Source organism: Campylobacter sp. US25a, from assembly GCF_004379075.1.
In the GTDB taxonomy this organism is placed as follows: domain Bacteria; phylum Campylobacterota; class Campylobacteria; order Campylobacterales; family Campylobacteraceae; genus Campylobacter_D; species Campylobacter_D jejuni.
Genome location: NZ_RYYM01000013.1, coordinates 1 through 11626, shown reverse-complemented (window position 1 = coordinate 11626; position 11626 = coordinate 1). Strand labels below are relative to the sequence as shown.

Genomic DNA, 11626 nt, shown 5'->3' with positions numbered 1-11626 from the left:
TAAAATTTTAAAAAGGAAGTTAAAATGTCAAAACCATTAAATGAAGAGATTTTTGTTGAATTTAAAAGCGATCTAGCTGAGAGAAAAAATGAAGTTTTGCTTCAAGTTTTAGAACTTTTAGAAACTTTTAGATCAGATAAAAACGAAAAAATGGCAAGAATTTCAAGCGAGCTTACAGAAATTTTAGAAAATGAAGAAAATTTAGAGAAAATTTTAAATGCTAAAAATTTAGAAGAGCTTTTAAATATCTTAACTGCTTTAAATGAAGATAAGATGATTAAAGTATATGAAGATTCTTATTTGAAAGAAAAATTTCCTAATGTAATGGTAGATAAATTTTTAAAATAATTTTTTTGAAGGAAAAGTGATGTCAAATTTAGCTCCGCAAAATGATGTTTTAAATCTTACGCCGAGTAAAGCTTCTACCACTAGCAGTTCTTTTAGTAAAACCAGTAAAAATAAGGAACATGAAAGTAGTGATAGTAAAAATTCAACTCAAGATGATACAGAGAGTTTTTTAAATTCTTTGCTTAATTCTATCGATGAAACTAATGAATTTTTACCTGATCATATGAAGATCAGTCAAAAAGAAGTTGTTAATGAAGCGATGAATAGACTTCAAAAAGGAGCTTTTGATGAGAGTGATAAGATAAGCATTTTCGAATCTGCTTCTTTTATGCAAATTCTTTCTTTGTTGGATAAACTAAAAACAGATACAGCAGATGTTAAACTAGCAAATCTTTCTACTCAGCTTTCTAGTCTTATTAAAACAGAGGCTAATTTTAATGCTTTAAAGGGTGCATCAAATCTTAGTGAGCTTTTGGACATAGCTAAAGATTTGGGTTTAAATGTAAAAAATATTAAAGTAGATCGTCTTCTTGATCTTAAAGCAACTTTTCCAAATTTAGATAAGGCTGATTTTTTTAAAGGTGCTGTGGATAATGTTTTTAAAGAAATCATCAATAATAAAATTTCCAATGTGAGTAAAAATTTAAATCACAATTTACAAAATACAACTCATACTACAAGTACTCATTCTACGCAAAAAACAAATTCTAAAGATAGCGGTTCTTTACTTTCTCAAACTTTAAAAAATTTAGATTCTATACTTTCATCTAAAGAGAATAAACATGAAAAAAATAATAAAGTTAAATCAAAAATAGAAGAAGATGCCACAGATGCTAAAAATACTTTAAAAAATATCAAAAATGATGAGTTTGCAAAAAATTTAACAGAAGAGTTAAATATAAAAGATAAAAAAAACCAAGATAATTTAAATAAAGATAACAATCTTAAAGATTTGATTAAAGATAGTACAAAACAAGATAAAAATTTAAACAAAGAGTTAAAAGACAATGCAAGCACTCAGGAGCTTACAAATCTTAAAGATTTAAATAAAGAAAACAAAGATTTTAATAAAGAGTTAAATAAAAATCAAGAAAAAAACAATTTAAATCAAGAGAATATACAAGATCAGAATAAAAATTTAAAGAACAATAATCAAAATTTAAATCTTGATAAAAATTCAAATAAAGAAATTGTCAAAGATGTTCAGAATTTAGTTTCAAATTTAACACAAAAAGATTTTAGTTTAAATAAAGAGCTTAAAAACAACGACAAAGAAAATAAAGATATAAAACAGAATTTCTTTGATCAAAAATTAAATTTTGAAAATTTAAATAAAACTCAAGTAGTTCAAAACAAAGAGAATAATGCAAATTTTAATAACAATACTAATAAAGAAACTTTTACTCAAGAACAAACAAAAATAACGCATAGTGAAAATGTAGATAAAAATAGTTTAGATGAGCTAAATTCTTTAGTCAAAGATTTAAATAAAGTAACGCAAAATAATGCTCGCAATATCACTCCTAAAGAGACTTTGCAGCATTTTTCACAAGATTTGAAAGAGGCTGTAGATCAATATAAAGCACCTATTACTAAGCTCAGTATCACTCTAAATCCTAATAATCTTGGAGAAGTTGAAGTAACTTTGATACAAAGAGGTAATAACCTTCATATTAATTTCAACTCTAATACTAATGCAATGAATTTATTTATCCAAAATCAAACCGAGTTTAAAAATTCTCTTGTAAATATGGGATTTACTGGACTTGAAATGAATTTTAGCGATCAAGGAAAAAGAGAGCAAAATCAAAATCAAGGAAAAAATCGTAGTGGATATGGTTTTAAAGATGCTTTAGATGGAAAAAATGAAAGCGAAAAAGTCAATCTAGAGCTTGTTTTAGCGAAGTATTTCTAAGTTGGAACACTTATTGCTTTTAATTAAAAAAGACTGAATGTAAAAAAAGGATTTTATCATGGCGACAACAAATTGGAATAGTAATCTTAACTGGACAAATACTGCTAATACTAACCAAACAAGCAACAAGGATACGAAAGTGGATAATTCATCTAGTAGCAATAGCTCCGGTGTGGTTAGTAACCCTAATGCAACTCTTGATAAAGATGCATTTTTAAAACTTCTTTTGATTGAGCTTCAACATCAAGATCCAACCGATCCTATGGATAGCGATAAAATGCTTACTCAAACTTCGCAGCTTAGCGCACTTGAAATGCAGCAAAATACCAATACAACCATGCAAAAAATGGTTGAAACCATGCAAAAGCTTTCTGATTCTTTTAGTACGAGTATGAGTACTTCAGCTTTAGGGGCTATTGGTAAAATGGCAACTGTTTCAGATAATAAAATCAAACTTACAGGTGCAGATGAGCTTATCGCTCTTAAAATGTATTTGCCTGAAGATTCTGATGAAAACGGTGTTACGCTAGAAATTTATGATAGCAATAATAAACTTGTTTTCAGTGAAAAAAGCGATGCTAAATCTATTTCTCAAGGTTTATTTACTATGGAGTGGCCAGGAAGAAATAACGATGGGGTTTATGCAGGTGATGGTGAGTACACTGTTAAAATGGTTTATAACAATAAAAATGGTGAAAAAATCACTGCAAATTACGGAACTTATCCTATCGAAGGTGTTGTTTTTAAAGATGGTGTTGCCTATGCAAAAATGGCTGGACAAGAAGTTCCTTTTGATGCGATACAAGAAATAACAGATTATAAGCTTGGTTCATCTTCATCTACTGGATCTACTGGGGGAAGTGGTTCAAGTGGAGACTCAAGTGGTGGTTCAAGCGATGGAGATTCTTCTGGGTCTGGATCTACAGAAGATGGTGACAAAGAGGAAAAGGCATAAGCCATGATGAATTCATTTTATAATGGAATTTCTGGAGTTAAAACAAATAGCTTTGGTATTGATATCACTGCTAATAACATAGCAAATGTCAATACCACGGGCTTTAAATACTCTGATGCTCAATTTAAAGATATTTTTTATACTACCATAACAACCCAATCAACCAACCCTGCTCAAGGTGGTTATGGTAGCGGTGCAGCATCTTCTCAAGTTGTTTTTGAACAGGGTTCTCCTGTTGCAAGTGATGGCGAATTTGATGTGGCTTTGCAAGGAAAAGGATTTTTTGGGGTTTTAGGGGCTGATGGCAATGCTTACTATACTAGAAATGGATCATTTAGAAGAGATGCTAATGGATATTTGGTAGATTCTTATGGAAATTTTGTTTTAGGAACAATGAATCCTGCTTTTACTGGTATCAACTATAGCGATAGGGTAGCGGGGCTTATGGGGGATTATCTTAATACAGGAACTCCAGTAAATAATGGTTTTACTGTAAATTCAAATAATTCTTTCAGTATAGGCACAACCGCTTCTCAAGGGGCTATTAAAGTACCTGTGAATATGTATTTACCTCCTCAAGTAACTCAAAATGTAAAATGGAGTGGAAGTTTAAATACTAACACAACAACAGAAGTAGTTAAAGTAGATCTTGATCCTAGTAAATTTAACATTACAAAAACTGAAGATGGAAAATATGTAGTTAGTGGTAGTGTTAGCAAAGAAGATGTGTTTAGTGCTAAAGCGGGCGATAGGATCATTTTAAATTTCACTGATGATAATGGCGTAAAAACAAGCTTTGAAGCAACTTTAGATGAAAATCTAAATTTTAAAAGCAATGAGCTTGATTTAAAAGGATTGGATGAAAATAGTATCAAGCTTGATACAGCTCAAATTTCAACAGAGCAACAAAAAGCCAATAAAGATATTTTAGAGTCCCCTATTTATAATGCAGATGGAAGTAAAAGTACTTTAAGGGTTACACTTGAAAGAGTTTTACCGCAAGAAGGCGATAATATACAATATAAAGCCATTGCACAAATTTATGATTCTAATGGCAATGCCGTAGGCAATCCAACTGAAGGAAATATGGTTTTTGATAAAAATGGTGCTTTGCTTCAAAACAATATTACAAGCATTGCAAATCCAAATGGTGGAACAATTAATATTGATTTAGGTTCTCCTTATGATGCTAACAAACCTGGTTCGGGTTATAGTGGGATTTATATTAAAGAAGGCGTTGAAAAAAATGTAGTTACACAGCAAGATGGTGTAGCTGAAGGATTTTTTAAACAATATGATATATCTGATGATGGAAGTATTGTTGCGCAATTTAGCAATGGTAAAAACGCCATAGTTGGAAAGCTTGCTTTATATAATTTTATCAATGAGCAAGGATTGGCTGCTATGGGAGATAATATTTTTGCAGCAACGGCAAATAGCGGTGATGCAAGTTTTATTATGAAAGATGGTCAAGTTGTTAATACAGCCAAATTTAAAGGCGGATTCTTGGAACAATCAAATGTTGATTTAAGCACAGAGCTTTCAAACCTTATCGTAACTCAAAAAGCTTTTGATGCAAGCTCAAAAAGTATCACTACAAGCGATCAGATGATACAAAAAGCCATTAATATGAAAAGATAATTTTTAGGAATTATCTTTTTCTAATTTTTCAAAAATAATTTTAATTTCTTCTATGTCACTTTCGCTATAATTATGGCTTGATTTAATATAACTTACTTGCTGTCCTTTTTCAAGATATAAAACCTTTTCATAGTCTTTTAAATTTATATGATGTTTTAGTTCAAGGTCGGTGTTTGTTTTAGGATAAAATTTTAAAAAATTATCCTCTCCAATATTTTCGGCTTTTATGTATATTTTTACATTGTAAACCATTTCATTTAAGAAATTTAATTTCGCATCAATTTGATATTTTAATTTTATAAGTTTTTTATACGAAATGCTAAGATGATTGTATTTTTTTATGATATCGTGATAAAGATTTGAAAATTTCATTTCTATGGCGCTAGGATTTTTAGTCTTTTGAAGTTTGATGATTTTGATTTGATTTTTGATTAGATAATCATAATAATTTTGCATTTTGCTTATGGTGTCATCAAGCTTACTTTTTATTTTAAGGCTTAGATTTTTAAGATTTTCGCATTCTGTATCTGAGTTGTTTTCAATAGAAACTAGTGGCGAAACTACGATATTGTTTTTAAATTTTATATTGTTTGTTATGATTAGATTTTTTCTTGGATATAAAGTATTATCTGTTAGTAAATTGCAAATATAAATATTTTCTGCTTCTATTTTTCCACCCATGCAGTTTTCAACAAATACATTTTTAGCTATAATTGTCCCATTTTCTAAATTTTTTATATATACAGTGTCAGCTTGCAAAGTTCCTTTGTGTGTTGTAATAAAAATATCTTGTGCAAAAATTTCGCTTTTTGCATGAGTTAAGCCTTTGATGCTGATATTTTTTCCATAAAGTTTTGTTGCTCCAATACTCCCATTTACTTTTATATTTGAAGCTTGAACATTTACAATACCTGATTTAATAGCATCATCACTTATATCAAAATTAGTGATTTCTAAGTTTATATTTTCATCGGTATTTGTTTTGATTGAACCGGTTGTTTTAAGCCCTATTTGTGATAATTTTAAATTATTTGCAATACAATATCCTGCATGATCTTTGTTTAAAAATCCATAATTGGCACTAAAATATTTAATTCTATCTTCTAATTCTTCTGTGTAAATGCTTTCATCTTTTATGATAAAAGGATTATCAAGAAAGGCTATTGGATTTAAATGAAGTATCTCTCCTCTTAAATTTCGTCCTTCTTTTCCAAGAATTCTATAAATGTATTCAAAAAGTAGCTCATTTTTTTCAATAGGTTTGCAGTAGCTTCCTTCATCATAGTTAATATTTTCGTCAAAACATTCTTCGTTAACATCTCTATGATAAATAATTTCATCACTTTTATGTTCAATCTTATCTACACCTTTGGCAATTTCAAGCTCTATTTCTTTAATAGATGGATTTTTTTGTATTGATAAGATAAAATCATCAATCTTGTCAAATAAATTTTTATCAAGTCTTAAGATTAAAAATTTTTGCTTGATCATTATTTTGTAGATATTTTGCAAAATATCAAATTTTAAATTAGGGTAATATTTAAAATTTTCTGTAAAGTTGATACTGGCTTTTAGATGGGTTAGGTTGGAGTTGGATCTAAGTTTGATTGTAAAAGGAAAACTTTGGTTTTTTGGATAAATTTCTATAAGAAATTTTTGTATTATGGTATTGTAGTTTTTTACAAAAAAATCATCTGCATAAAATAAGTCAAAATCCTTTCTTTCATAAGTTTTTGTTTTCGCTGGTTTTACACTAGAACACAGAAGTTTAAAATCTATAATTCTAAAATCAAGAATTTGTTCTGTGTTTGCTTGTTCGTGATTTAAACTTTCAAAAGGATTGAAAGTTTCTAAAGTTTTTATTTCATAGCTCATTGTTACACCCCTATGCTTTCAAGGATATGGTTTAATTTTTCATAATTTTGATTCAGATCAAAATGATCCAAATGCACTAAAATTTGTCCACATTTTTCACATTTTAAAGTATTTTCTTTGCTAACAAGCTCTTGATGTATAGTCTGTGGAACTGCATGGATACGCAAAGAACAATTACAAATATAATCATGAGTTTTTTCGGCTCTTAGGTCTTGTTTGATTGATTTTAGTTTTATGTATTGTTCTAAGGTATAATGGATTTCTTGAAGGTGTAGGGCTTTTTTTGTAAAATTAGCTATCCATAAATCTTCATTGGCAAAATGATCTAAAATCCAATCTTTGGTTAATATGGAAAGTTCTTGAGACATTTTTACAATATTATCTGAATGTTCTAAAAGCTCTTTGGTTTTTTCTACTAATATTTGATGAGATTTTTTATGTTCTTCAATCAAAGGAAAATCGATGCTTTCCATAAATTTTTCTTCATCTTTAAAATGAATTTTGATGTATTGAAATAGTTTTGCAAGAATTTGTTTTAGATCATCTTTATACTGTGTATTGTTTTCTTGAATTTTGAGAGCTAAATCATTTGCAAGATTGGTAATTTCAAAAATTAGTTCGTGTTGTTTGTCCAATTGCATATTTTTAATGCTAAAATCTCTACTCCATTTAACTTCCATATTTTTTTCCTTTACTGTAATAATAATTACTCTTTATAATCGTCTTTTTTGGAAAATAAAATAATAATTTTACAAATGAATTTTAAGAATTTATATAAAATATAACCAATTTGTTACTTATTTATACATGTGTGTTTTAGTTTTTAACTCAAGGCTTTTTAAGTATATTGTGATATAATTTTAGAGCCTTTTCTTAGACCTGTGCAATGCTATTTTTAAGCACCGCTTCAGGGTGGGAACACAGCAGAGCACTTGATTTTAGTGTGTGCCGCAGTTATCTGGGGAAGGGTTTTCTTCATTTTAAAATTCCCTATTTATTTTTCAATCAGGCTAGCTTCTTTATAAAGTAAAAATTATGTATATTTGTAACAATAAATTAAAAATTTATTTAAAAATTATAATTTTAAGATTTATTAAAATATTGGTTAACTAGAATTTAAGCATTGTAAATTACATTACCAATATCAAAGGATAAACAATGGATAGAAAGAAAATTCCCTTGTTGGTGCTGTGTATTTTAATTGCAGCTGTGTTTTGGCTTATACCTACTCCTGTAGGTTTGGAGGATAATTCTTGGCATTTTCTTGGGCTTTTTATTGCTGTGATTATGGCAGTGATTTTACAAGTAATGCCTTTGGGGGCTGTTTGTATGATAGCTATTGCCATAGTAGCTCTTAGCGGCATTACCACTACCCAAAGTTCTGTGCGTGCTACGCATATAAAAACTCTTGAGGGAATTGTTTTAAGAGATAATTCTAATATCTATAAAACAACTATGGATGAGGCAGTTGAAGCCGCTACTTTGCAGGCTTTAATCAATGCTAATATAAGTAGAAATTTAAAAGCAAAAGTTGATGAAATTTTAAAATCAAGCACAGATGTAAATTATCAAATTGAAAATCTAAGTAAAATTTACACCAAAGCTACTTCAAAAACTTCTACGCAACAACTTATTGATGAGACTAAAATTTCAGCTTTAAATACTTTAGCACTTGATTTTTTATCTCAAAAGAGTATAGATGAAAAGGTAAATACTGCTATATCAAATTTAAAATCTAAAACGGGTATAAAAGATGCTTTAAGTGGTTTTTCAAATTCTCTTATTTGGCTTATAGTGATTTCTATTATTGTAGCTCGTGGAGTTATTAAAACAGGACTTGGAGAGCGTTTGGCTTATCATTTTATCAGTATTTTTGGTAAAAAAACCTTAGGTATTGCTTATTCTATAGCTTTTTGTGAAACCATTTTAGCTCCAGTTACTCCTTCAAATACTGCAAGAGCAGGGGCTATCATAAATCCTATAGTTCAAGCTATTGCAAGAAGTTTTAAATCCACTCCTGAAGATGGAACGCAAAATAAGATAGGCACTTATCTTTCTTTGGTAAATTATCAAGCTAATCCTATTTCATCAGCTATGTTTATTACAGCTACAGCTCCAAATCCTTTGGTGGTTGATCTTATAGCACAAGCTACAAATTTAGAAGTGCATTTAACTTGGGGACAATGGGCTTTAGGGATGTTTTTACCCGGTATAGCTGCTATGCTTTTGATGCCTTTGGTGCTTTATTTTCTTTCTCCGCCAGAAATTAAATCCACGCCCAATGCTTCCGCTTTTGCTAAAGATAAATTAAAAGAACTTGGAAAAATGAAAAATAGTGAAAAAATAATGCTCAGTGTTTTTGTCTTGCTTTTGCTTTTATGGGCTGGAGCTTTGGGCTTGTTTTTTGGAATTTCTCTTGATGCGACTAGTGTGGCTTTACTTGGGTTGTCTTTAGTGTTGATTAGCGGAGTTTTAACTTTTGGGGAAGTTTTAGCTGAAAAAGCTGCTTGGAATACTTTAGTATGGTTTTCAGCTCTTGTAATGATGGCAACTTTACTTGGCAAACTTGGTGTTACACAGTTTTTAGCTGAAGCTTTAGGTGAATTTGCTTCTGCTATGGGACTTGGGGAAATTTCTATTATGATATTTTTAAGCCTTGCTTTTTTATATACACACTATTTCTTTGCTTCTACTACAGCTCATATATCAGCAATGTTTTTTGTTTTTTATAGTGCAGGGCTTGCTTTAGGAGCACCACCACTTCTTTATGCTTTTATTATGATAGCTTCAGGTAATGTTATGATGGCATTAACTCACTATGCAACAGGAACAGCTCCTGTTATTTTTGGAACAGGCTATGTAACTCTTAAAAAATGGTGGAGTATAGGTTTTGTGATTTCCATAGTTGATATAGTAGTGATGATAGCTGTTGGACTTATTTGGTGGAAAATTTTAGGATTTTATTAATAGTTTCTAGGAATTAATTCCTAGAAATTATTCTATAAAACCGCTTGCTATGACTTTATCATGATCATAAAAGACTGCCATTTGTCCGCTAGCAAGTCCATAAACAGGATCTTTTAGAGTGATTTTTGCGCTTTTATCTTCATAAATTTCTACCTTACAAGGTGTAGATTTTGAACGATAGCGGATTTTTACTTCGCAATCAAGCTCTTTAGTGTCTATAAAAAGATTGATATTTTTTAGCTTAAATTCACTGATTTTAAGTTCTTCTTTGGTTCCTACGATGATTTGATTTTGCTTAGGATTGATTTTTAAAACAAAATGTGGCTCATGTGCCCCACGCACTTCAAAGCCTCTTCTTTTGCCTATGGTATAGTGCATATAGCCCTCATGTTTGCCTACTACTTTTCCGCTACTATCTAATACTTCTCCAGGAATTTTTGTATCCATAAACTGATCTAAAACTTGCACATAAGTATCTTCAACAAAGCAAATTTCAGAACTTTCCTTTTGAGTGGCAAAAGATTTTAAAACCTCTATAGTGGAAGCAAATTTTTTCACATCTTCTTTTTTCATTTCGCCTAGCGGAAAAATAAGATATTTTAAAGCTTCTTTATCTGCACTAGCTAAAAAATAGCTTTGATCCTTGCTTTCATCTACTGCGGTTTTTATTAAGTTGTTTTCAAGTCTTGCATAATGCCCTGTGGCAAGTTTTTCACAACCTAAACTTTTAGCAAATTCTAAAAGTTTTCCAAGTTTGATAAAACGGTTGCATAAAGCGCAAGGATTTGGTGTTTTACCCTCTTTATAAGTATCTACAAAAGGCATATAAACTTTGTTTTTAAAATCTTCTTGTAAGTCTAAAATATGATAAGGAATTTGCAAAAAGTTTGCAACTTTTTCTACTTTTTTGATATTTTCTTCGTGGTAATTTGGCTTGCCATGAAGCTTCATATAACAACCTATAACTTCATGACCTAAATTTTTAAGTTTATAAGCAGTGACTGTACTATCAACTCCACCGCTCATAGCGACTAGAATTTTCATTAAATTTCCTTTAAAGTATTAATTATAAAATCCAAGTCGTCAGTGATTTTATACTTTAACTCATCTCCTTTAGAAATCACTTCAAGTTTGAGTAAAGAATTTCTGACGAACTCATCAAAACCTCGCCAAAATTCACTCCCAAACAAAATAATAGGAACATCTTTTTTAAATTCTAATTGTTTTAATGTAAGAATTTCACACAATTCATCAAGTGTTCCAAAGCCGCCTGGGAAGATCACAAAAGCTAGACTCTTTTCAATAAGAGCCATTTTGCGTATGGCTAAGCTCTCAAAAGTAATATTATATTCTACAAAATCATTAAGTTTTTGCTCGTGAGGTAAAAATATATTAAACCCTACAGAACTCATTGAATTTGTATTATTTTTTTGTGAAAAAGCACCTTCGTTGGCTGCACGCATAATGCCTCCTCCTCCACCACTTATCACACAAAAACCATTTTGAACACATTTTTGTGCCAAAATTTTAGCCTGCTGATAATAAAAATTATCTTCTTTAAGTCTTGCTGAACCAAAAAAAGTTACGGCATTTTTTAGGTTTGGTATGTTAGCAAATTTTTCTAAATCTTGGCTTATTTTTTCATTCATTTTTCAACCTTTAGTTAAAATAAATTCCATTCTAGCTAAAAATTTATAATAAGTTCTTTATTATATAAGTTTTAATAGGTTTATTTTATTAAGATTAGGAATTTAAAGACTTTTAAATCCTTAAGCCTTAATATCTATACTTTTTGGTGCAGAATTTGAAGAAAGGATTTTGTTAAATTCTCCTGCATCATCATCATCGCTAAATTTCACACCAAAAAGAAGTTCCAATTCTTTACTTGTGTTAAATTTACCTTCTAATAGTTTTTTTACAAGATC

General features: G+C 29.8%; 8 protein-coding genes, 1 other RNA gene and 1 pseudogene. 6 read left to right on the top strand and 4 right to left on the bottom strand.

The annotated features are described in order from the left end of the window. Positions 1-24 precede the first annotated feature (24 nt). The 4 genes from ELQ12_RS08365 to ELQ12_RS08350 are packed head-to-tail and all read left to right on the top strand — an operon-like array spanning position 25 to position 4859. Positions 25-348, top strand: a complete 324-nt coding sequence (locus ELQ12_RS08365; protein ID WP_002868349.1) for a hypothetical protein — start codon at positions 25-27, stop codon at positions 346-348. A 16-nt stretch (positions 349-364) separates the two neighbouring features. Continuing rightward, positions 365-2263: a flagellar hook-length control protein FliK gene (locus ELQ12_RS08360; protein ID WP_083259458.1), complete on the top strand. Its 1899-nt coding sequence runs from the start codon at positions 365-367 to the stop codon at positions 2261-2263. A 58-nt stretch (positions 2264-2321) separates the two neighbouring features. Further along, positions 2322-3218 carry a flagellar basal body rod modification protein gene (locus tag ELQ12_RS08355; RefSeq protein ID WP_126219785.1) on the top strand — a complete coding sequence of 299 codons (897 nt, stop codon included), beginning with the start codon at positions 2322-2324 and terminating at the stop codon, positions 3216-3218. Between the two features lie 3 nt (positions 3219-3221). Further along, complete coding sequence (locus ELQ12_RS08350; protein ID WP_070261744.1) at positions 3222-4859, top strand: flagellar hook protein FlgE; 1638 nt, start codon at positions 3222-3224, stop codon at positions 4857-4859. 3 nt (positions 4860-4862) lie between these two features. Here ELQ12_RS08350 and ELQ12_RS08345 read toward each other — a convergent pair whose 3' ends face one another. Together ELQ12_RS08345 and ELQ12_RS08340 are read right to left on the bottom strand one after the other, a co-directional pair. Next, positions 4863-6734, bottom strand: a complete 1872-nt coding sequence (locus ELQ12_RS08345) for a flagellar assembly protein A (RefSeq protein ID WP_070261743.1) — start codon at positions 6732-6734, stop codon at positions 4863-4865. 35 nt (positions 6735-6769) lie between these two features. Next, a pseudogene (locus ELQ12_RS08340) lies at positions 6770-7414 on the bottom strand (bacteriohemerythrin); the annotation flags it as partial. A 190-nt stretch (positions 7415-7604) separates the two neighbouring features. On the opposite strand from ELQ12_RS08340, the gene ffs reads away from it, so the two are divergent. Both ffs and ELQ12_RS08330 read left to right on the top strand, forming a co-directional pair. After that, positions 7605-7702, top strand: an RNA gene (gene ffs, locus ELQ12_RS08335) — signal recognition particle sRNA small type. A gap of 190 nt (positions 7703-7892) precedes the next feature. Beyond that, positions 7893-9701, top strand: a complete 1809-nt coding sequence (locus ELQ12_RS08330) for a DASS family sodium-coupled anion symporter (protein WP_070261741.1) — start codon at positions 7893-7895, stop codon at positions 9699-9701. 27 nt (positions 9702-9728) lie between these two features. On the opposite strand, the gene mnmA is transcribed toward ELQ12_RS08330, so the two are convergent. Next, positions 9729-10745, bottom strand: a complete 1017-nt coding sequence (gene mnmA / locus ELQ12_RS08325; protein ID WP_002870919.1) for a tRNA 2-thiouridine(34) synthase MnmA — start codon at positions 10743-10745, stop codon at positions 9729-9731. Beyond that, complete coding sequence (locus ELQ12_RS08320) at positions 10745-11350, bottom strand: TIGR00730 family Rossman fold protein (RefSeq protein ID WP_002851677.1); 606 nt, start codon at positions 11348-11350, stop codon at positions 10745-10747. Before ELQ12_RS08320 ends, mnmA begins: the two co-directional genes overlap by 1 nt. Between the last annotated feature and the right edge of the window lie 276 nt (positions 11351-11626).

Coding starts and splice junctions, on each gene's coding strand:
- ELQ12_RS08365 (WP_002868349.1), top strand. CDS start 25: ATGTCAAAACCATTAAATGAAGAGATTTTTGTTGAATTTAAAAGCGAT.
- ELQ12_RS08355 (WP_126219785.1), top strand. CDS start 2,322: ATGGCGACAACAAATTGGAATAGTAATCTTAACTGGACAAATACTGCT.
- ELQ12_RS08350 (WP_070261744.1), top strand. CDS start 3,222: ATGATGAATTCATTTTATAATGGAATTTCTGGAGTTAAAACAAATAGC.
- ELQ12_RS08345 (WP_070261743.1), bottom strand. CDS start 6,734: ATGAGCTATGAAATAAAAACTTTAGAAACTTTCAATCCTTTTGAAAGT.
- ELQ12_RS08330 (WP_070261741.1), top strand. CDS start 7,893: ATGGATAGAAAGAAAATTCCCTTGTTGGTGCTGTGTATTTTAATTGCA.
- mnmA (WP_002870919.1), bottom strand. CDS start 10,745: ATGAAAATTCTAGTCGCTATGAGCGGTGGAGTTGATAGTACAGTCACT.
- ELQ12_RS08320 (WP_002851677.1), bottom strand. CDS start 11,350: ATGAATGAAAAAATAAGCCAAGATTTAGAAAAATTTGCTAACATACCA.